The organism is Neobacillus sp. 204, assembly GCF_046562815.1.
Classification (GTDB): domain Bacteria; phylum Bacillota; class Bacilli; order Bacillales; family Cytobacillaceae; genus Neobacillus.
This window is the reverse complement of the sequence record NZ_JBJORY010000012.1, coordinates 41,244-63,802: the sequence shown is the minus strand read 5'-3', so window position 1 is coordinate 63,802 and position 22,559 is coordinate 41,244. Positions and strand designations below refer to the sequence as shown.

At 37.5% G+C, this 22,559-nt stretch carries 21 protein-coding genes; 4 read left to right on the top strand and 17 right to left on the bottom strand.

What is annotated here, in order from left to right; all coding sequences use genetic code 11:
- Positions 1–51 precede the first annotated feature (51 nt).
- Both ACJ004_RS22245 and ACJ004_RS22240 read right to left on the bottom strand, forming a co-directional pair.
- Entirely contained in the window at positions 52–999 is a 948-nt protein-coding gene (locus ACJ004_RS22245; protein ID WP_410895326.1) for a response regulator, read from the bottom strand.
- A 10-nt stretch (positions 1,000–1,009) separates the two neighbouring features.
- Positions 1,010–2,320 (bottom strand): ATP-binding protein, encoded by a 1,311-nt coding sequence (locus ACJ004_RS22240; RefSeq protein ID WP_410895325.1) that lies wholly within the window; start codon positions 2,318–2,320, stop codon positions 1,010–1,012.
- Positions 2,321–2,643: 323 nt separating this feature from the next.
- On the opposite strand from ACJ004_RS22240, the gene ACJ004_RS22235 reads away from it, so the two are divergent.
- Both ACJ004_RS22235 and ACJ004_RS22230 read left to right on the top strand, forming a co-directional pair.
- Positions 2,644–3,636 (top strand): glutaminase, encoded by a 993-nt coding sequence (locus tag ACJ004_RS22235; protein ID WP_410895324.1) that lies wholly within the window; start codon positions 2,644–2,646, stop codon positions 3,634–3,636.
- A 99-nt stretch (positions 3,637–3,735) separates the two neighbouring features.
- Positions 3,736–5,169, top strand: coding sequence for an alanine/glycine:cation symporter family protein (locus ACJ004_RS22230; RefSeq protein ID WP_410895323.1), 1,434 nt, complete (start codon positions 3,736–3,738; stop codon positions 5,167–5,169).
- Between the two features lie 117 nt (positions 5,170–5,286).
- Here the strand turns inward: ACJ004_RS22230 and ACJ004_RS22225 are convergent, their stop codons facing one another.
- From ACJ004_RS22225 to ACJ004_RS22165, 13 genes are all read right to left on the bottom strand, one after another.
- Positions 5,287–5,445 carry a hypothetical protein gene (locus ACJ004_RS22225; RefSeq protein ID WP_410895322.1) on the bottom strand — a complete coding sequence of 53 codons (159 nt, stop codon included), beginning with the start codon at positions 5,443–5,445 and terminating at the stop codon, positions 5,287–5,289.
- Between the two features lie 224 nt (positions 5,446–5,669).
- Positions 5,670–6,170: an acyl-CoA thioesterase gene (locus tag ACJ004_RS22220; RefSeq protein WP_410895321.1), complete on the bottom strand. Its 501-nt coding sequence runs from the start codon at positions 6,168–6,170 to the stop codon at positions 5,670–5,672.
- A 172-nt stretch (positions 6,171–6,342) separates the two neighbouring features.
- Positions 6,343–7,635, bottom strand: coding sequence for a Glu/Leu/Phe/Val family dehydrogenase (locus ACJ004_RS22215; protein ID WP_410895320.1), 1,293 nt, complete (start codon positions 7,633–7,635; stop codon positions 6,343–6,345).
- 344 nt (positions 7,636–7,979) lie between these two features.
- Complete coding sequence (locus ACJ004_RS22210; protein ID WP_410895319.1) at positions 7,980–9,455, bottom strand: recombinase family protein; 1,476 nt, start codon at positions 9,453–9,455, stop codon at positions 7,980–7,982.
- A gap of 268 nt (positions 9,456–9,723) precedes the next feature.
- On the bottom strand, positions 9,724–9,945 hold the full coding sequence (locus ACJ004_RS22205; RefSeq protein WP_410895446.1) for a YozE family protein: 222 nt from the start codon (positions 9,943–9,945) through the stop codon (positions 9,724–9,726).
- A gap of 121 nt (positions 9,946–10,066) precedes the next feature.
- Positions 10,067–10,351 (bottom strand): YokU family protein, encoded by a 285-nt coding sequence (locus ACJ004_RS22200; RefSeq protein ID WP_410895318.1) that lies wholly within the window; start codon positions 10,349–10,351, stop codon positions 10,067–10,069.
- Between the two features lie 53 nt (positions 10,352–10,404).
- Complete coding sequence (kamA, locus tag ACJ004_RS22195) at positions 10,405–11,802, bottom strand: lysine 2,3-aminomutase (protein WP_410895317.1); 1,398 nt, start codon at positions 11,800–11,802, stop codon at positions 10,405–10,407.
- A 122-nt stretch (positions 11,803–11,924) separates the two neighbouring features.
- On the bottom strand, positions 11,925–13,319 hold the full coding sequence (locus tag ACJ004_RS22190; RefSeq protein ID WP_410895316.1) for a sigma-54 interaction domain-containing protein: 1,395 nt from the start codon (positions 13,317–13,319) through the stop codon (positions 11,925–11,927).
- A 63-nt stretch (positions 13,320–13,382) separates the two neighbouring features.
- Complete coding sequence (gene ablB / locus ACJ004_RS22185) at positions 13,383–14,237, bottom strand: putative beta-lysine N-acetyltransferase (protein ID WP_410895315.1); 855 nt, start codon at positions 14,235–14,237, stop codon at positions 13,383–13,385.
- A gap of 227 nt (positions 14,238–14,464) precedes the next feature.
- Positions 14,465–15,718 (bottom strand): peptidase, encoded by a 1,254-nt coding sequence (locus ACJ004_RS22180; RefSeq protein WP_410895445.1) that lies wholly within the window; start codon positions 15,716–15,718, stop codon positions 14,465–14,467.
- Positions 15,719–15,762: 44 nt separating this feature from the next.
- Complete coding sequence (locus tag ACJ004_RS22175; protein WP_410895314.1) at positions 15,763–16,428, bottom strand: 3-oxoacid CoA-transferase subunit B; 666 nt, start codon at positions 16,426–16,428, stop codon at positions 15,763–15,765.
- Complete coding sequence (locus ACJ004_RS22170) at positions 16,413–17,105, bottom strand: CoA transferase subunit A (protein WP_410895313.1); 693 nt, start codon at positions 17,103–17,105, stop codon at positions 16,413–16,415. The genes ACJ004_RS22175 and ACJ004_RS22170 overlap by 16 nt, the downstream gene beginning before the upstream one ends.
- 26 nt (positions 17,106–17,131) lie before the next feature.
- The gene (locus ACJ004_RS22165; RefSeq protein WP_410895312.1) at positions 17,132–18,466 is read right to left on the bottom strand and encodes an aspartate aminotransferase family protein; all 1,335 of its coding nucleotides are present in this window, start codon (positions 18,464–18,466) and stop codon (positions 17,132–17,134) included.
- A gap of 179 nt (positions 18,467–18,645) precedes the next feature.
- On the opposite strand from ACJ004_RS22165, the gene ACJ004_RS22160 reads away from it, so the two are divergent.
- Positions 18,646–20,007, top strand: a complete 1,362-nt coding sequence (locus ACJ004_RS22160; RefSeq protein WP_410895311.1) for a TrkH family potassium uptake protein — start codon at positions 18,646–18,648, stop codon at positions 20,005–20,007.
- A gap of 34 nt (positions 20,008–20,041) precedes the next feature.
- Here the strand turns inward: ACJ004_RS22160 and ACJ004_RS22155 are convergent, their stop codons facing one another.
- Together ACJ004_RS22155 and ACJ004_RS22150 are read right to left on the bottom strand one after the other, a co-directional pair.
- A complete protein-coding gene (locus ACJ004_RS22155; protein ID WP_410895310.1) occupies positions 20,042–21,508 on the bottom strand; it encodes an NAD(P)/FAD-dependent oxidoreductase in 1,467 nt (488 codons plus the stop codon).
- Positions 21,509–21,699: 191 nt separating this feature from the next.
- Positions 21,700–21,774 (bottom strand): YjcZ family sporulation protein, encoded by a 75-nt coding sequence (locus tag ACJ004_RS22150; protein WP_142332963.1) that lies wholly within the window; start codon positions 21,772–21,774, stop codon positions 21,700–21,702.
- A gap of 194 nt (positions 21,775–21,968) precedes the next feature.
- Here ACJ004_RS22150 and ACJ004_RS22145 point away from each other — a divergent pair, with 194 nt between their 5' ends.
- Positions 21,969–22,559, top strand: a complete 591-nt coding sequence (locus ACJ004_RS22145; protein WP_410895444.1) for a DUF502 domain-containing protein — start codon at positions 21,969–21,971, stop codon at positions 22,557–22,559.

Below are 22,559 nucleotides of genomic sequence, written 5' to 3'. Positions count from 1 at the left end.
TGTCTTATGCGAAAAATTTCCTCTTGAATTGGGATATAAATAATGTAATAACTACCTATACTTAAATATTTCCTCTGAATTCAAGCGTTTCACTTCATAAAAAAATACTTGAATGAATTTTTTTGTATTTACTCGAGTTTGAGTTGCATGTATTGTTGTATTTTTTTGCAATTCCTTGATCCTTTGGTGGACGACGGTAAAATCAAAAAATTTTGAAGCATAATTTTCAAACTTAGGATTTGAAAAATCTGTTAAACCTAGAGACGCAAAATGGTTTAACGAATGGGTAATCGCCCTGCGAATGCGTTGTTCGGAAGCTTTTATCTCTCGATTGATATCAACTTGTGTAGCTGATAGTCCAAGTTTTTTTTTCGATATTTGTACAAATATATCTTTAAGGGTTGGAAAATGTTGTTCAAAAGTATGAGTAAGTTCATACTTAAATAAATATTGAAGAATTTCTATTAAATCTTTATGCCCATTTTCTCCTACAATCCCTAATTCAGCCAAAAGAAATTCCCCGACCTCTAGAATTCTTTTTTCATTTAAAATATTTGATTTGTCAGATTTTGGCTGATTAAAATTTAATAAACTATTTAAAGAGGTTTGGATATCATTAATCGATCTTTCTAAATTAATCCGTTCCATTACTTTTCGAATAACTGTTAATACTTCAATACGATTAATTGGTTTGCTAATATAATAATCGATCCCGAGAGAGTACGCTTCACCAATTAGTTCTTTTGATTCAACTTGTGAAATCATGATAACTTTTCCAGAAAACTCACCTTTTATATGACGAATTGTTTCAATACCATCGCGGATTGGCATTAATAAATCAATAAATAAAATATCAATTTGTTTTAAATTCAAAATATGTCCTTCTAATAGGCACCCATCTTCCGCTTCCTCCACCACTTCTCCTAGATCTTCGTCTTCTATTATTTGGCTTAAGATTGAACGTATAGCACTATCATCATCAGTTATAAAAAAACGCATGGAACCACCCTTACCCTTTCTGTATCAAATTAATAATTGGTAACTTGATTGAAAAAACAACGCCGTTGTTATGTTTATTCTGAAATAGGATCTCTCCTCCAAGGTCTTTCACTACTTCTTTAACATATGAAAGTCCAATCCCTGTTGAAGGCGTTCCGAAATGATCATATTTCGAGGTAAATCCAGGCTGAAAGATAGCATCCTCATATTTTCCAGGGATGCCAGGTCCAGTATCAGCAACTTGAAATTCAACAGTATCGCTAAGTTCACGCAAATTTAAACTAACGCTTCCCTTTTCTATAATTGCTTCCACTGCATTCGCTACTAAATTATTGATGAGTGATAACACGGTATAAACATGATAATTTGGATGGTTCCCTTCTACTGAATATAAAAATTTAATCTCTTTTCCTAGTGAGTCGGCATATTTTTCATTTATTCGTATAATTAATTGAATTAATTCTGCAGCTTTCATATAGTCTTGAAAACTTTCATTAGTAATTAATTTTGAGAGTCCTGCAAAAATTCGTTGATTATCTTTTTTAACTTCATGAATTTCACCAGCAATACGTAATAATTTTTGACTAAACTGGTGTTTAAATACATTATGTTGTTTTTCCTGTTCTTTTAAATTGCGATATAAATGATAAGAATCCTTTGTAATATTCTCTACATTTTTTAATGTTTTTTTTAAATAAATCTTTTCCTCATATAAATTGGAAATAAGCATTAACATGTGTTCATTTTGTTTTCTAATTTGTCTTTCCCTCGTCTGTACTTCATACAGCTTCATCATATTGAAAAAGCTTAGAACAATAAAACTGTGGGTGAATGCGATCATGATCATCACAGTTAGTTTTGCGAAGGTAATCGTTGTTTCTAATACGAAATATTGAATAATTAGTTCTACAATGTCGGACAAACTTTCGATTAAGAGGCCAATAAATCCGATCATCAAGGGTTTATTTTGAAAGCGGTTGGTTTTCACTAAAAAAAAGAGGAAAGAATAAGTGAAATAAAAGAAAAAACTTGGATACTGGGCTTGGAAGGAGGTTGTCCAGTCAAAATTCTCCTGCTCAATAAGGTCTAAAAGAATCCGAAAATTAACAACAGCTGTTCCTGTTAAAAAACCCGGTATAACTGCAGGTGTTTTCTGCAGCATTAACAAGAAAAAGAAAAATGCCGGGGCACCTAAGCTTACTCGAAATGTTTCATTTAAAGGATAAAACTTTATTTCACCTGCTAGTGGAACAGTTAACACCATTAGAACAAGAATATAGACGTCTTTTTTTACTAAAGTACTTAGGTTCAAGGAGATCACCTCCTAGTTTAATTTGAACTCAGTATACAGTCTCATCGACCTCAATACAACGCTTAAATTATTTATTATAAATAATCTATTAAACTCGAACATTCTAATTGGGCTAATCCCACGTTTGAAATATATTTTTTAGTTTTTTTGTAGTTTTCAGTCAGATTATATAGTTCCAGTTATAAATTAAAGCTAGGTTTTTGTAGGAATTTTCTGAAAGCGCTTAACGTTATTTAATTTTTATGTTTTTATACCAGTCTATTATTATTTTTTCAGTAGAAAGTATTAAAGGTAGGAAGTTTTAATTCAAAAAATAAGAGAGGTGGAATAATATGGTTGAATGGGTGATCAAAGACCAAAACGTTAAGCGTTATAGTCAAAGGAATGCTTGCTTAGATGAATGGGTTGCACATTATAGATCCTATGCTACTAAAGGGCAAACCGCGAATTATATTCCTGCTTTAAGAAAGAAAAACTTATCGCATTTAGGTATTTGCATCATAAGACCGGATGGAACAACGATAAAGTCAGGGGATTATGAAGAATTTTTCACCTTGCAAAGTATATCAAAAGTGCTCAGCTTTATAGCCGCATGCTTGAGCTTTGGTATTTCTTATGTGTTAGAGAGAGTTGATGTAGAACCAACTGGGGATGCCTTTAATTCAATTATTCGTTTAGAAATGCATAAGACGGGAAAGCCGTTTAACCCAATGATTAATGCTGGAGCGATTACCATAGCTTCACTCCTCCCAGGAGAAACTTCAGACAAAAAATTAGAAGTCCTTTATACATTAATTGAAAAATTGATAGGAAAACGCCCGGCTATTAATAAGGAAGTGTATCAATCTGAGTGGAAAACATCTCACCGAAATAGAGCTTTGGCTTATTATTTAAAGGAAACGAATTATTTAGAATCGGATGTAGAGGTAGCTTTAGAGGTTTACATGAAACAATGTTCGATAGAAGTAAATACAGAAGACATAGCCTTGATTGGACTGATTCTTGCACATGATGGATATCATCCTATTCGTCAAGAACAAGTTCTGCCTAAAAAAGTAGCTAAATTAGCCAAAGCCTTGATGCTTACTTGTGGAATGTACAATGCTTCGGGTAAATTTGCAGCATTTGTCGGTTTGCCAGCCAAAAGTGGTGTATCTGGGGGCATTATGGCATTAGTTCCTCCAAACGTCAGAAGCGAACTACCTTTTCAAGTTGGATGTGGTATTGGTATATATGGACCAGCTATTGATGAATATGGGAATAGCCTAACAGGTGTTATGTTATTGAAGCATATAGCACAAGAATGGGATCTAAGTATTTTCTAAAAAGCATAATCTCTGGTGAAAATAATAAAGGAAGACAATAAATCGCTAAATCTTTATATTTTGATATCAAACTACTAAACTTTTACAGGAGTGATAAACATGCAACAATTACTTCATGATATTATTAGATTATCAAATGATTTTCTTTGGTCAAAGTTATTAATTTTTATGCTAGTTTTATTCGGTCTTTATTTTACATTTAAATCGAAATTTGTACAATTTCGAATGTTGAAGGAAATGGTCCGTGTTTTAATGGAGGGGAGAACTGGTTCTAAAGACAGCATTTCCCCATTTCAAGCGTTCTGTGTTGGTATGGCTGCACGCGTTGGAACAGGTAATATCACAGGAATTGCGATTGCGATTGCAGTAGGCGGTCCTGGAGCTGTATTTTGGATGTGGATTATTTCTATTATTAGCTCAGCATCCAGCTTTATTGAAAGTACGTTAGCACAAGTATATAAAGTAAAAGATAAAGACGGTTTCCGCGGCGGCCCATCCTATTATATGGAAAAAGGATTAAACAAACGTTGGATGGGAGTATTATTCTCCATTTTAATTACGCTTTCTTTCGGTCTTGTATTCAATTCTGTACAATCAAATACCGTTACAATTGCTTTTGAGAACGCATTTGGTACAAATCGTTTAACTGTAGGGATTATCATGGCAATTGCTTTCGCTGCGATTATCTTTGGCGGTTTGAAGAGTATTGCAAAACTAGCTGAATACAAGGTTATGCTTTTAGCTATGTTATACATTGGTGTTGCATTATTTGTCATTGCTACGAACATAACAAAAATGCCGGAAATACTTTCTCTTATTGTTAAAAACGCTTTTGGCTTTGAACAAGTGGCAGGCGGTTCACTCGGCGCTGCGCTCATGAATGGAGTTAAACGTGGCTTATTCTCGAATGAAGCTGGTATGGGGAGTGCGCCAAACGTTGCCGCAACAGCTACAACAAGTCATCCTGTGAAACAAGGACTTATTCAAGCATTTGGCGTATTAACGGATACACTGATCATCTGTACAAGCACAGCATTTATTATTTTACTTTCTGATGCTTACAAACAACCCGGGCTAAATGGTATTGCACTTACACAAGCAGCATTAAGTGAACATATCGGTTCGTGGGCATCAGGCTGTCTTGCCATCTTTATTTTATTATTTGGATTCGGTGCGTTAATTGGTAACTATTATTATGGGGAAACAAATATTCGCTTTTTACATAAAAGTAAAGCATGGTTGATGCTTTACCGAATAAGCGTATTCGCCATGATTATATTCGGTTCAGTTGCAAAGATTCAACTTGTATGGGATTTAGCTGATTTATTTATGGGCTTCATGGTGATTGTAAACCTAATTGCCATTCTTCTATTATCAAAAGTGGCATTTAGTGCATTAAACGATTACATTAAACAGAAAAAGGATGGTAAAGATCCGGTATTTTATAAAGATACTATTAAGAATCATGAGAACATTGAATGTTGGGAACTCTCTCAGGTTGATTCAACCTTAGAAAAGGAAAAGGCCATATAATAATAAGACGTTTAAACACATACTTTTAGATTTTTTCTGGTAGTATCCTGCATATTTATCTAAAACAAATCCACTACTTTAACATTCAAGTAGTGGATTTCAAATTTATTTTTGTAATTAAAAAGTAGCTGAAGCAAAACAATAATCATTAAAATAAATAATCTCGGAAAGAATCTTACATCCTTTAATATTCTTGAAAGCTTCCCTTGCCTCTTTTTCTGTATCAAATTCGAACATCGACGTATTTTTGTTTGAATAGAGAGTGATTACCCACATTAAAAATTCCCCCAATAAAAGATTAATGTTCCTCTTTTCTCATTGACTCATAGATAATTTCTAATACTATAGCTTTAATTTATAATAGGACCTACACAATCATACAGAAGAATACAAAACAACTTAAAAGTTACAAAAAATTGATGAGAGTAGCAATAGTTAGAAAAAGAAAAAAGCCTGATCCTAATTGATACAGGCTTTTAACTTTTATACTAATCCAAGAACTAATTTGTAGTTAAAAATGCGGCTAGTTCTTTACTTTTTTGTTTTCTTTCTTTGCGCATTCTTGCTCGCTCTGGAGCAGTTTCGTGTAATTTTCTCTCTTCTTTTGTTTCCGGAATAACTTGTGGAACACGCGTTGGGCGTTCATGTTCATCAAGAGCAACAAATGTTATGAGGGCAGTCGCTGCCATCTTACGCTTACCGCTTTTTAAGTCTTCTGCAATAATTTTTACAAATACTTCCATTGATGAAGTACCTGTCCATGTCACATAGGATTCGAAACAGACCGAATCTGTTGGTCGAATGGGATGTAAAAAGTCAACTGAATCTGTTGAAGCCGTGACACATTCCCTCCGACTATGACGCGCTGCGGAAATGGAGGCGATTTGATCCAAATCACTCATTAACCGACCACCAAATAAAGTATTGTGATTATTTACATCGTTTGGGAATACACGACTAGTTCGTATCACTCGTGATTCTTTACAGTGTTTTACTTCCATACACACATCTCCCTAAAACATATCAATCTGTTTACGTTATATTTACATCATTACAGGGTTATCCTCTTCCTAAAAATAAAAACCCAAAATATTAAGCTTATTCACATATTCTTTTAATCAATCGAGTAAGTTTTCATGTACGACATTCTTTGTTTCTATGAACCTTTTAGCATTATATCCAGCCCCGGTAACGCGAAGCTTCAGCCGGTTTTCTTATGCCAACCATATATGCTGCTAAACGCATATCAACATTACGGGCCTGTGATGTTTGATAAATTTCTTCAAAGGAAGCGACCATTACGTTTCTCAGTTTTTCAGCAACCTCATCCTCTGACCAATAATATCCTTGATTATTTTGAACCCATTCAAAGTAAGAAACGGTGACACCACCTGTACTTGCCAGAATGTCAGGTACAAGGAGGACTCCTCTTTCATCCAAAATTTTTGTCGCTTCAAGGGATGTTGGTCCATTCGCTGCCTCCACCACAATCGCTGCTTTAATACGACCTGCATTTTCTGCTGTAATTTGGTTTGAAATGGCAGCTGGTACAAGAATGTCACATTCTTTTTCAAGCAATTCTTGATTCGTAATGACATTAGTAAATAAAGTTGTTATTGTACCGTAACTATCGCGTCGTTCAAGTAAATAATCAATATCAAGTCCTTCTGGATCATATAGAGCGCCATATGCATCTGAAATACCAATCACCTTTGCTCCGGCTTCATGCATGAATTTGGCCAAAAAGCTTCCTGCATTTCCAAAGCCTTGAATTACGATTCGTGCACCTTGTAATTCAATGTTTTTTTTCTTTACAGCTTCTTCAATACAAATTGTTACACCGCGAGCTGTTGCTGTTTCACGACCTTGTGATCCCCCTAAAACAACCGGCTTACCCGTAATAAAACCAGGAGAATCAAATTCACGAAGACGACTGTACTCATCCATCATCCACGCCATGATTTGAGAATTTGTATACACATCGGGTGCCGGAATGTCTTTTGTCGGGCCGACAATTTGGCTGATTGCACGAACATATCCACGACTTAATCTCTCCAGTTCCCTAAACGACATGTTTCTCGGGTCACAAATAATACCACCTTTTCCACCGCCGTAAGGGAGATTTGCAATCCCACACTTAAGACTCATCCAAATCGATAACGCTTTTACCTCAGCCTCATTGACTTCAGGATGAAAACGTACTCCACCTTTTGTCGGACCTACTGCATCATTATGTTGCGAGCGGTAACCGGTAAATATTTTAATTGACCCGTCATCCATTCGTACTGGGATACGTACCGTGATAGTTCTAAGTGGTTCCTTTAGCAGCTCATATACATCATCGGCATACCCTAAATTTTGAACCGCCTCTTTTATGATCAACTGAGTTGAACTTAATAAATCTTTTGTTTCACTTTGCTTATTACCTGGCTTTTGGACTTGATCACTATTAACAAGTACTGTCATTTTTCTTTACACCTCTTAGTCTATAAAATGGTTTAATTTAGAACCCAATCATCCAATAGAATTCTTTAATGCTGAAGTATGCTATTTGGGAAATCCCCACCTCCTGAATCCTAAAAATTAAATGAAAAAAAAGTAGATGAACCCTTGTTTTCTTCACCTGCTCTACTCAGGTTAACTCTTTACTAAAATCCAAAATATTAAGCGCTTTCACATTTTCTTTAATAAAAACGTAGCTTTACTTTATAATAGGAACTACATAATGATACGGAAAAATACAAAAATAAGATGAATAAAAAAAAAGACTCCCTTTAATTTCGGAGTTAAATAAATAATTTACATGCCTTTTAGAGCCATTCAATATTAATTGTTACTTCGGGATCCTCTGTTTTAGTATTATGATTTGTAATCGCATTAGTTGAGAACCAGATTTTTTTTATGAACGTTTTAAGGAAAGCATTACAGTTTTCGTGATCAAGCGTCTCTATCCTATCCAACATTTCAATAATTTTTTCTAACCGTCGTTGTTCCCGATCTGTATTTTTCAAGTTTGTTAATTGTATATTAACTAATTCAAGCTGTTGATTAACCTGTTTCATTTGTTCCTCATTCTCTTCGCTCATTACAAGAAAATCACTCTTACTTATCTCTCCGTCTGCTCTCATTATTGTTAAATTTTTTCGTCTCTTTTCAAATCTTTCAAATTGCTTTTTTAAAGCATCCATTTGAGAAAGTAATTTATTTTCTTCATCCGAAGCATCAAGAGATTTCAATTTTTGAATGGTCTTTTCAAGATTCTCCTTCTTTTCTTTTACCTTATTAATTACGTAATCTTCCACGGGAAGATACTTATGCCCCCTATCTCTACATGTATTATTGCTTATTTTATAAAAACACGATTTGATAAAATCAGTTCCGTTTCCATCTATTTGGATATATCTTTTTCTTCCACAGCAATTACAATAAATTAAGTTTTGCAGTTTTCGGGTTGCTTTACTTTTATTAAAGTAATTTCCTGTTTTGTTTTCTTCAAGTATTTTTTGAACCACTAACCATTGTTGTTTTGAGATAATTGGTTCATGAGCATTTTCAACAAAAACTTCATCAACCACTCTCCCGTTTACCCTTCTACAAGCTTGGACTACTCCATAATAAACAACATTTCTTCTTGCTGATGAGATATGAGAAGTCGTTAGAACTTTACCACTTCTACTCCTCCAACCAAGCATATCTAATTGTTTGGCTATTTCGTTTACACTAACTCTTTCTATAGTCTTTTGGAATATGTACCTTATTATTTTTGCTTCATCCTCAACAATGACTAATCTTTGATTTTTGTCTTTTTCATATCCCAATGGAACCTTATTACTCATTGTCCATCTTCCTTGTTCTGCTGCTGCCAATCGACCTCGTCCCAAACGCTTTTTGATTTGCTTATACTCAAAATTTGCCATCATCGCCTGGAAAGAATATAACATTTCATTACTTTCTTGATTCAGATCAATAGCACCCTGTGGGGTTATTATTTTGATGTCATGTGCAATCAACACTGATTTTATTTGTTCAGCATAGGCATTGTCACGAGAAATCCGGTCTATATCCATTACCAAAAGATAATCATATTCATCTAATCTGCTTAACAATAAATTCAATTGTGGTCTTTGTTTGTTCACACCACTCGAAATTTCTTGATAAATGTCATATGTCAATGTATGTTGCTTTGCAAGTTTGATAAGAGCATTTCGATGATTTGTTAAAATTTCCTCAATATCTAATTGTTCCTCGTTCCTTGATAAACGTAAATAAATAGCAGCCAACGCCATTTCATACCCTCCCAATGTGTCATATTATAAAACCAATAAATTTAGGAAGTTAATATCTGTTACCTTGCCAACTGTTCCATAAATAGTAATCACGACCGTATCACCGATCTTATACTTCGGTTTTTTTCTGTTTGCCATTTCCTCCCATCCTCTCAATTAATAAGTCGTGAATTTTGATTACAATATTATATGCATCGTTTGAATAAAAGCGCATGAGATTTATAAAATGAAAAAATCGCCTCATTCATGAGACGATTCCAAATTCCAATTATTTACGTTCTGTTAACTGATATTGCTGCCATGCTTCATCAAAAATGGACATGGATTCTAAATAATGACCGTTCAGTTCTAGATAAGAACTGATCTCATCATAGTCTTCTGAGACTTTAGGAAAACTATGATCTAAATAGGCATGATTCGCAAATAAACTAATTTCATCCTTTGGAGCCGGATGCCTATATTTCATTAAAAAATGATAAAATGATTTAATCATATCTAAACGCCTTTCTCATCCAGATTCACTTAAGAAATACTATAACGGATACGATGGTAAGCGTCCAGCGTTTAGAAAATCCCAAAAACGGTAAAAGCAGCCTACGAGGCTGCTTCCATTATGAAGAGAAATCAAAATAATTTTTCTTTAGCAATCTTGGAATGGCCATTAATTCTTCAAAACTGACCACTTTTCCAAGCTGTTTACAATCAATTAAATACAACTGATTTTCTATCTCTTTAACAATTGGTTCACTTTGATAAATCATCTTACATTCAGGGCAGGAATTGGTGGGGGTGTCAGTGATTTCAATCGCGCGTGTCCCATCAGGTAATTCCCAAAACACAGAGTCTGTTATTCTCAACGCATTTGAACTATTACACCACTCACATTCAGTTGTCATTTAAATCACTCCTATTCCTTCATCGTTTCGGCTGATGTGCCTTCATTTGAAGGTTATGAACCCTCCGCTTCTTTCTGGGTCAATGCTTTAAATTTCTTATCCTTTAATTCATCCCGTTTGCTGCGCTTATCCTTTAATGTGGTGTGGGCAGGGTCTTGGTTGTAATCTTTGCGACGATTTAGCCGTGTTAACCCTTCAGGAACAAGATTAAAGTGCTGGTCATTCATAATCCCTGCGATTCCTGTAAGTGAACGCTTTTCATCCATATCAGGATAAACCTCTTGAAAATATTTCTCTGCCCTTCCAGGGACATAATTCTCCGGTTCTGGGTATGAAGTAATCACCCCTTCAAAGTTCCGAAGAACCACTTTCTCCGGACTTTGTGAAATCAGATAATTGGGCTGAAGAGCGATTTTACCTCCTCCTCCAGGCGCGTCGACGACAAAAGTTGGTACAGCATATCCCGATGTATGTCCACGGAGACCTTCAATAATCTCGAGTCCTTTGGACACTGGAGCACGGAAATGACCAATTCCTTCTGATAAATCACATTGATAAATGTAATAAGGGCGGACGCGAATTTTGACAAGATCATGCATGAGTTTCTTCATAATTGGTACACTGTCGTTGATCCCAGCGAGGATAACTGATTGATTACCGACCGGAACACCGGCATTCGCAAGCATTTCACAGGCCTTTTTTGAATCCTCAGTTATTTCAATAGATGTATTAAAATGGGTGTTTAGCCAGATTGGATGGTATTTTTTTAAAATATTACAGAGGTTTTCGGTGATCCGCTGTGGGAACACAACAGGGGCACGTGTCCCAATCCGGATAATTTCAACATGGTCAATTTCTCGCAGGTTTTTAAGGATGTATTCTAGGATATTATCATTAATCAGCAGGCCATCCCCCCCTGAAATTAAGACATCACGCACTTGCGGGGTATTTCTGATATAGGATATGGCGGCATCCAGCTGTTTCTTAGGCACGCCCATGCCAATTTGACCTGAGAAACGTCTCCTGGTACAGTAGCGGCAATACATCGAACATTGATTGGTTACCAAAAAAAGAACTCGGTCTGGATAGCGGTGCGTTAACCCTGGGACTGGGGAATCTTCATCCTCATATAATGGGTCTTCTAAGTCATATTTCGTTTTATAAATTTCCTTTGAAATCGGCACCGATTGCATCCTGATCGGACAGCGTGGATCGTCTGGATTCATTAATGAAGCATAATATGGTGTAATATTTAAGGGAATGGTTTTCGTCGAAATCCTTACCCCTTCTTCTTCATCGGGTGTTAAATTAATTACCTTTTTTAAATCATCTAACGTTCGAATGGTATTCGTTAGCTGCCAAAGCCAATCGTTCCACTGCACTGAAGTCACATCTTTCCATAACTCGATATCCTTCCATTGTCTTTTTGGTTTATATAAAAATTGTTTCATTGTAATTTCCTCCCATCTTGCTTCATTAGAATAATATGCAAGAATTATGCCAATGTCATAAAAGGCTTAAAACTTACTCCTGATGTTTCAGCAAAAAAAAATACCGCCGAAAACTCGGCGGCTTAGTCGATTATTTTTTTCAGTTTATATTGTAAGGTTTGTCTAGGAATCTCTAAAAACTTCGCTGCTTGGTTAATGTTTCCCTCAGATAACTTAAGGGCATTCCTAATCAGATCCTTTTCTAATTTTTCGATATTTTTCCTTAATGATAGATTTTCTATTTCGCCGCTATTACTTGTGGCCGAGACTGGAAGATGTTTTAACAAGCTGGGTAAATCTTCATATCTTAACTGTCTTGCTTCACAAACATTCATCATATATTCAATCGTATGTTTTAGTTCACGCACATTTCCTGGCCATTGATAGTTTACTAAGAAGAGCTCCAGCTTCTTTTCATATCCGTTAATATTTTTTTGAAGTTTTTGGTTAAACTCCTTGATAAAATGTTCTGTTAAAAAAGGGATATCATCTTTTCGATCCCTTAAAGGGATGAGAGAAAAAGTAAATACATTCAATCGATAATAAAGGTCTGCACGCAGTTTTTGCTCTTGAAGGGCATTTCTTGGAGATACATTCATAGCGGCAATCACACGCACATTTACTGAAATGCTCCCCGAACTTCCGACTCTTCGGACCATGCCATCCTCTAAAACCCGTAAGAGTTTCGCTTGGAGTTCAATCGGCATTGTATGTAATTCATCAAGAAATAGCGTACCGCCATCGGCCAGTTCAAATAAACCTTTACGATCAACAGCACCCGTATAACTTCCTTTTGAGGTGCCAAAAAGGATACTTTCTAAAAGTGTTTCAGGGATGGCAGCGCAGTTTTGAGCAATGAAGGCTCCATCCGAACGAGGAGATTCATAATGGACTCCTTGAACAAATAATTCTTTCCCAGTACCGGACTCGCCATAAACGAGGATGGGAGCATCTGATTTTGCTAACTTTTTCGCCTCATCCTTCATCCTTTGAAACGCAGGATTCACCGTCAATAAATCATTTAATGTATAGGTAACTTGCTTCATTGTTTTTTTCTTACTACTTTTATTAAATCCCCTTTGTAAATCCAAGAGTCGCTCCGCAAGCAGTTTCATCCGGGAATAATCTTTTGCAATTTCAACCGCACCAATGATTTCATCCTCGAGAAAGATTGGCAAGGTTGTGTTGATCGTATCAATTCTTGTCCCGTGCAAGTTCATATATACCTGTGCTTGGTTGTAGATTGGCTTTCCTGTTTTGATTACTTTCAGCAAGGTGCTCGACTCTTCAGTAAGCGACGGAAATGCGTCAATTAAATGCTTTCCCTGGACTTCTTTCACATCCATGCCATCGTGTTTGGCCGCTACTTCATTATAAAAAATGGTTTTTCCTTCTGTATTAACCACATGAATCCCTTCATCAATGCCCTTTAGAATAGCGGTTAGAACTTCTTGCGTTAAAGCAGTTAACAAAATCATTAATTCACCACCCTTCGCGGCTAAACTTAAGGTGCCGAAAAATTGGCACAATAAGCCGAGATTTTAGCAGTTTGCCAGATTTTTTACCCACATATTCATATTTTCAAGTTTGTCATAGATAAAGCAATTATTCATAAACCTTCCCCGGTACGAATATCCCAACTGAAACAACACTGCATTCATTCCAAAAGATAACGATCTGGCAATGGAATAAGCACAATAAATACCCTTCCTTTTTAATTCCCTTTCCAGTTCCTGGAGAATAATTTTCATAAGTCCATATTTCCGATGTTCTGTTAATGTTGCACAATCCGTCAGTTCTGCATTTTTATAAAAATAATTGACTTCACCTGAAGCCGCACTCACGATTTTTCCTGAATAGAAGAAAGCGTAATAAATCGTTCCGTCCTTTATGGTCTTTTTAATATACTCCGGATCATGCAAAGGAGTTGGATAAATTTGAAACACCTGCTGGTACAGGGCGGCAAGGTCTCCTGCACAACTCTGATCAGCTTTTCGTAGTTCATATTCTTTTGGAGGAAAAGGCTTTTGATCAGTCGTGTCTAATTGATAGATACTGTGAACCATCCCGTCCTCAATGATCCAATGATCATTTTTTTTTCGCTCAGGAGTGTAAAACTTTGAAAAAAAATGGGCATCTGAACCAAGAAAATATCCGTCAACAACCGCTTCTGGCTGTAGACCTTTTTCTAAGAAGGTGAAATAATCTTCACGGCGGACTTTAACAATTAATTTTTCTGCCTTGTGAACTAAGACAAGTTCTTCCACTTTCTCGATTAGCAATTTTGTTTTGCCCCGATAATCATCCACACGAATACGTTTATTAAATGGATCAAGATAAACTTCGAGAAAATAGCTGACCTCCTCTAGAAAAATAGTGGATGCTGTTTGGTTCATCGAAATCACCCCTATTTGTACATTTCTCTAGCAATTTGAAGAAATGTCTGGCTTAGGATTAGCCAGACATTCTCCATTACACCAACTTCAAACTAATTAACTTAAGCTCTGTCATCTCTTCGAAGCATATTTGACTCCTTCACCGCCTGGGGCTGCATCCATAGGACCCATGCCCTTTTCATTCAATAATAGCAATTTTTGGAATTAAATAGTAAGATTTCTGTTTATTATTCTGCCACCTCACACCATTTTAATAGAGTTAAAGCGATAATCTCACTGGCGACAAACATATCCTCGAGGACAATATGCTCATTGGCATCATGTGCGGTTTCTGTTATTCCCGGTCCAAAGACAACGACGGGAGTATTGCCAATGGTGGAAAGAATACCGCCATCCGTCCCCCATGGACTTGCCTGGATGAGCGGGCTTTCCCCCTTAACTTCTATAAAACTCTTCGTCAGTTCAGTGATTAAAGGATGGTCATTTTCAAGGCTTCCTGGCAGCCACCTTCCGCCAAACCATTCTAACTTAAGCGGATTTTCATGGAGCCACTCGTCTTGTTCGCTTAGTCCACACAAGGATTTTTCCATCTCCTCCTGTGCTGATTGAATCGTTTCTTCCGGAGAAACGCCCATTCTTCCTTCTATAATTGCGGTGTCAGGCACCGAAGAAGGCCATTCCCCGCTTGAGAGTTTGCCGATATTAATTGGGATGGGGATGGGGATTTTTTCAAAGAGAGGATCAGTTATTCTGGTATTTCTCTCTTTCTCTAATTGTTGTAATCTCTGAGTAACAAATAATGCTTTTTCGATGGCGCTGACACCTTTGTACCTCGTCCCGCCGTGTGCTGCTCTGCCTTTCACAGTAATTCTGAACCACATTGATCCCTGCTGCTTCGGAAATATTTTCAGATTAGTTGGTTCTGGAATAATGGCCCCATCCGCATGGTAACCTCTTAAAACTGCAGCAAGGGTACCTGCTCCTCCACTTTCTTCTTCTATTACACTTTGAAAAATCACATCACCTTTCAGTTTTATTCCGCTAGCAATTAATGCCTCAATCGCCATTAACAGAGCTGTATTCCCACCCTTCATATCTGTAGCGCCTCTCCCATAAAGCTTGCCACACTCAATGATCCCGCTAAAAGGGTCATGCGTCCAATTCAATTCATCCCCAACTGGTACTACATCGATATGACCATTTAAAATCATCGATTTGCCTCCGCCGGTCCCTTTTAACACAGCGACTAAATTGGGATTTCCCTCAAAACTCTGACGATCACAACAATAAGCAGGGTGGGATTTTAATCCATCACTGCCGATTTCCCAAATATCGAGAGTTAAGCCTAATTGTCTACATTTTTCAATGATAATCGCTTGTGTACTACTTTCATTTCCCCGTGTGCTATTTTCACGAACCAGTATTTGTAACAGTCTAGCTCCACGAGCACGATTCTCTTTTATCCACTGTTTTATGCGCATTTCATAATTGTCCAAACGATTCACTCCTTTCAGAATGATTCTTTCTAGTATGGAATCATACGAACAGTTTCGCTTATTTTGAATTCACAGCCTGTTTTATTAACAACTGTTTCTAAACTGTAGGGGGCAAACAACTCTGTTAAAAGCAACCCCTCTTCGGTTACCAAAAAAACAGCTAATTCAGTAATAATTAAGTCGACACATGCAGATGAAGTTAACGGTAATGAGCAAGAGGTGACAATTTTGGGATTCCCTTGTTTGTCACAATGATTCATAACAACAATGACCTTTTTTGCCTTTTGTGCAAGTTCCATTGCTCCACCCATTCCTGGAACCTTTTTCCCAGGGACAATCCAGTTAGCCAAGTCTCCCCATTTACTAACCTGAAGCGAACCTAATATAGTAACATCCACTTTGCCCCGGCGAATCATCCCAAACGAAATCGCACTATCACAATAAGACCCGCCCTTGTTCAGCGTGACGGGAAATCCTCCTGCATTACATAAATTTTCATCTTCTTCACCCTTGCTTGGACTTGGCCCCATCCCGGTAATTCCGTTTTCAGCATGAAACATCACTTTTGTCTCACTTGGTAGATGGTTCGGAACGAGCGACGGGATCCCAATCCCAAGGTTGACAACCATACCCGAATGAATTTCTTCTGCAGCCCGTTTGGCCATTCGATTTCTAATGTCTACTCCCATGCCCATTTCCAATTGACCCCCTTAGATAGAATCACATAATTCACGAACACTCCAGGAGTAATGATGGCGTCAGGGTCAAGACTACCAAGCGGGACGATTTCTTCTACTTCCGCAATCGTAATATCCCCTGCCATGGCAACGAGCGGATTGGTATTGCGGGCACTTTTATCATAAATTAAATTCCCATACTCATCTGCCTTTTTGGCATAAATAATTGACACTTCTGCAGTTAGGGCCGATTCAACCAAATACCTCTTATCCGCTAGCGAAATATACGGTTTATCTTTCACAACCAATTCATTGTCCATGCCGATATCAGACAAGATCGCTGGGATACCTACACCGCCCGCACGAATTCGTTCCGCTAAAATTCCCTGTGGTGAAAACTCTACCTCTAGTTTCCCCTCGTGCATCAACTGTCCTGCAATCGGATTGGAGCCGATATGCGAGGCAATCACTTTCGACGCTCTTTGTTGACTGACTAATTTCCCAATGCCAATGTGCGGGAATCCCGTGTCGTTCCCAATTAATGTTAAATCACGAACTCCTTTATCAAGAATGCCGTCAATTAAGTCAGGGGGTGAGCCGACCCCGCCAAATCCACCAAACATCAATGTCATTCCATCATGGAAGTATTTCATTACAGCCTCTAAAGTGGTCACTTTTCTAAAAGCATTTTCCATATAAAAAATCCCCCCCATTCCTCCATTTATTGTGTTAGTTCTGAGAAGACTTGAAAAGTTTCTTTTAGTAAATGCACCAGTTCATCCATCTCTTTTTTTGTAATTGTTAAGGGTGGTGAAATAATAATCGAGTCACCGTTTATCCCATCAATGCCTGCGCCAGCAGGATAGATAAGCATTCCTTTTTCCTTAGCGAATTCAACCATTCTTTGAGTGACTCGCGAGCTTCTAGGAAATGGTGTTTTGGTAGCCATAACCTGAACAAACTCTATTCCTAGCAATAATCCTTTGCCGCGGACATCACCTATAAATGGGAAGTGTGGTTTTAATTGTTCAAGTTGATCACGTAAATAGATTCCTTTATTTTCAACCTCTTGGATAATATTGTTTTCTTCTATATATTGAAGAACAGCCAGGGCCGCTGCACATGCTTGTGGATTAGCACTCAAAGTATGACCGCTCATTACTGACTTTGTTCCAGCCAATATCGGTTCGATGACTTTGTCACTAGCGATAGCCGCTGCAATCGGGGCATATCCGGCACCCATCCCTTTTCCTAATGCGACAATATCAGGTGTAATGCCCCATTGTTCACATGCCAGCATTGTTCCAGTCCGGCCACAACCAGTCATGACTTCATCTGCAATAAAAAGGATGTCATGTGCCTCACATATATTTTTTACGACCTTGTAATAATCTCTTGGAGGAGCAATTGCCCCTCCAGCTGCACCAATGACAGGCTCCGCGATAAAAGCAGCGATTTGATCCGCACCGATCCGCTTGATCGCAGTTTCCAATTCATGGGCACATAAGTAGTTACAGCTTGATGACTCGAGGTTATATGGGCAACGGTAGCAATAAGGGGGATTAATGACTGGAAAATCCTCTAACAGTGGAACAAATCTTGCTCTCCTTCCCGGATGCCCGGACATAGAAAGTGCTCCTAAAGTAATCCCGTGGTAGCTAACCCAGCGTGATAATACCTTGGATTTCGTTTGCACCCCCTTTTCCTGCCAATATTGAATCGCCATTTTCATGGCCGTTTCTGTTGCCTCAGAACCGCTGTTAACGAAGAAACACCAATTTAGATCCCCCGGAAGCAGACTTGCGATTTTTTTCGCAAGATTCTCTGCCGGGTCACTCGTAAATTGGGAGCGATACACAAACGAAACCTTTTTTGCTTGTTCATTCATTGCTTCAATGATCGCTGGTACACCATGACCGATATTGGCTGTTACTGCACCGGAAGCAGCATCTAGATACTTTTTTCCATCCTTATCAAATAAATAAATTCCTTGGCCATAGTCAATGACTGGGTAGGTGTCATCAAGCATTGGCTTTATAAGAAAAGAATGATCCATAGGAATCACTTCCTTTTTAAATTAGGCAGGCCTTATAGAAATTGTATGAATGGTTTATATGTTTCTTTCGTGTTATTTACAAAGAAAAATGAAAGCCACGTCAGTGAAGTGAAAGCAATCTTTTACATTTCGAGATGCGTCATATAAAATTACTTTTAGAATAGAGAAGGATGGGTTCGATGCGTACATTCAAAAAAATACAATTAAAAACAAAAGGCCTTTCAACCATACAATTAATCGTTATTTTTTATTTTTCTGCTTTAGTCATCTCAACACTTTTATTAAAAATCCCTATGGCCCATCGCGAAAATGTTTCACTAAGCTTTATCGATGCCATGTTTACCTCGGCGAGCGCGATAAGTGTAACCGGGTTAAGTGTGATTTCTATTAAAGATACATTTAGCAACTTTGGAATCTTCCTATTATGTTTAATTCTCCAATTGGGTGGGTTAGGGGTTATGTCTTTAAGTACGTTCCTTTGGATTATGCTAGGTAAAAAAGTGGGTTTAAAAGAAAGACAACTAATTATGATTGATCAAAATCAATCGAATCTATCAGGCTTAGTCCAACTGGCAAAGCGAATATTAATTATTTTTATCTCGTTTGAATTTGTGGGAGGAATTATTTTAGGAATTCGTTTTTTGGAATATCACGAAGGGACATTGTCTGCATTTAAGCATGGATTTTTTGCATCAATTAGCGCCACCACTAATGCGGGATTTGATCTAACTAATAAGTCCCTCAGTTCATTTAGCGGAGACTATTTTGTTCAAACCGTTATCATTTTGTTGATGATTGTGGGGGCGATTGGTTTTCCAGTGATGGTGGAGGTTTATGAATTCTTTATAAACCTAAATAGCAGGAAGAAATTTCATTTCAGTTTATTTACTAAGTTAACCACAATAACGTTTGTCTTCCTTACCGTTGTAGGGGCCTTATTCATTTATATTTTTGATAGTCAGCATTTTTTTATTAATAAAAGTTGGCATGAATCCTTTTTTTACTCGTTATTTAATTCCGTTACAACTAAAAGTGCTGGATTGGCAACAATGGATATTAATGACTTTACACCAAGCAACCAACTATTCTTATCCATTTTAATGTTCATCGGCGGTTCCCCAAGTAGTGCAAGCGGTGGGATTCGAACAACTACATTTGCCATCATTATTTTATCCATCATATATTATGCCCAAGGAAAAAGCTCAATCAAAGTCTTTAGACGTGAGTTGTTAAGTGAGGATGTTCTAAAATCATTTATAGTGATTACAACTGCGGCGTTATTATGTTTGTTTTCAATTTTAGTCCTATCTATTACCGAAAACGGTACTGTTCTTGAGGTCATCTTCGAGGTTTCCTCAGCCTTCGGGACGAATGGATTATCTTTGGGGTTAACACCTAGACTTTCTACGTTTGGACAAATTCTTATCATTATCCTTATGTTTATTGGGAGAGTAGGAATTGTTACCTGTTTACTTATTCTAAGAGGAAAAAGCAGCAAGGAAAAGATCAAATATCCAAAGGAAAAAGTACCGATTGGGTAAAGGATTAAAAAAATAACCCGCAAAAATTTGCGGGTTAGACATGAATTGGTTCTTGTTTTGGTTCAGTTGTGGTTTTTTGAATAATGTCCCTAGCAATCCAGACTCCGCATGCACTTGCTTGCGCAAGCCCGCGCGTAATCCCTGCTCCATCACCGCCGACATAAAGTCCGCTGATTTCTGTCTCAAAGCGATCATTTAAACGTGGTCGTGCCGAATAGAATTTCGCCTCCACACCGTAGAACAAGGTATGCTCAGAAGCAAGACCCGGGGACACCTGGTTTAACGCTTCGGTCATTTCTATTAAACTTTTTAACGTATTATACGGAAGAACTAAACCAAGGTCACCAGGAACCGCTTCTTTTAAAGTCGGCTCAAGGAAGCCTTCTTTAATTCTTTTTGTTGTCGATCTTCTGCCTTTTAAAATATCTCCATATTTTTGAACAATTAGACCGCCATTCGAAAGACTATTGGCAAGGCGGGAAATTTCATGTGCATACTCATTCGGTTTATCAAAAGGATCAGAAAAGGTATGCGAAACAAGTAAGGCAAAATTTGTGTTCGGACTGCCGAGTTTTGGATCCTTGTAGGCATGACCGTTAGCAAGCATGATACCGGAATGATTCTCAACGACCACATGACCTGATGGGTTGCTGCAAAAAGTCCGTACCGTAGTCCCAACCGATGTATTAAAAATAAATTTCCCTTCGTACAAATGTTCATTAATTTCCTGCATGACAATATTGGATGTCTCAACACGAACCCCAATATCTACTTGGTTACTAATCATCCGTAATCTGCGTGATTTTAAGATATCAGAGAGCCATTTAGAGCCATCTCGTCCCGGTGTAATGACCACCTTATCGGCATAAATGTTTTGATCCCCTTTTAGCTTGATACCCTTAACTACAAGACCCTCAGAAGTTTTTTCAGTAATTAAATCGTCAACTTCTGTTTTAAATGACATTTCAACTTTTGTTCTTAAATATTCATAGATACTTTTCAGGATTTCAAGATTTTGTTCCGTACCAAGATGGCGTACTTGAGCACGTAACAGCTTTAATCCTGCTGCATAGCCGCGTCGTTCAATGTCTCTTACCTCTTCTGTTAATGGGTCAGTTATGCTCGTTGTCGCACCGTGCTTTAGGTTAATTTCATCAACATAACGAATCAAATCCACTACCTGAGAATCAGAGAGATAGTCTGTCATCCAACCGCCAAATTCACTTGTGATATTAAACTTCCCGTCCGAATAAGCACCTGCTCCACCAAAACCATTTGTGATTGAACAGGCCGGCAGACACCCAGCAAATTCTTTTTTCCCTGCAGCAGGTGGGCATTTTTCAATTTTCTTTTGTAATATTGGGCAATTTCTCCGGTAAATATCATGTCCTTTATCCACTAAGAGAACCTTTGCGTTCGGCATTTTTAGTGTCAGTTCATAGCAGGCAAAAATCCCTGCAGGGCCAGCACCCACTACAATCACATCATATCTCGTATCCATTGTCCAATTACCTCCAAAGTCATTTTACTCAACATTGGTAAATATATCAGACTATTTTTGTTTCGTCAACAATAAATACGAACTATGAATATAATTTATTTATAATTGTTCGGATTTTGCTTTTATATCAGAAAATTCCCTTTAAAAAGAAAACGGCCGACTCATTTAGAGTCAGCCTTTACTTCGTCAAATTAACAGCCCCAGCTCGCCCCGATGATGATTAATAGGATAAATAGGACGACAATTAATGCAAAGCCACCGCCAATGCCGCAACCCCCTACAGGATATGCAGGATATGCAGGGTATGCAGGGTAACCACAACCACCATGTCCGTAATACATGCACATTCACTCCTTACAAAATTGTTTCTTAACACTGATACAATATGTAGTAGGTACTTGACCCGCATGTGCATTCGCCTATATTATGAAATACAATGATAAAAATTGTAGGTGAAACGATGAAATCCATAGTGAAAAATTTTATTAACGGTATTTTAACCATTGTTCCTATTATCCTTGTGATCTATGTCATTTACAAAACCTTTCTATTTTTAGATGGTTTACTTGGCAACACCCTGAAGCCATATTTAAAGGAGGATTACATCCCGGGCATTGGCTTACTGTCAACCTTAATCTTAATTACTTTTTTAGGCTGGCTATCAACGAAATATATATCAGGGAAAATCATCAGGTTGATCGATAGACTTTTAGAGAAGATTCCTGTGGTGAAAACCATCTATTCCGTTATTAAGGACACCGTTCAATCCTTTCTTGGCGAGAAAAAATCCTTTTCCAAAGTGGCTCTAGTCGTGATTCCAGGAACGGAGATGCGGAGCCTTGGTTTTATAACTTCTGAACAATTAGAGGATTTCTATTCTCCGTTAAAGGATCATGTGGCCGTGTATATTCCGCAAACCTTCCAAGTGGCCGGGTTTACTTTTTTAATTCCAAAGGAACAGGTGGAATTGATTGACGTCAAACCAGAGGAAGCAATGAAATTTATCCTCTCCGGAGGAATGACGTCGACCACAAAACAAAAGACAAAATAA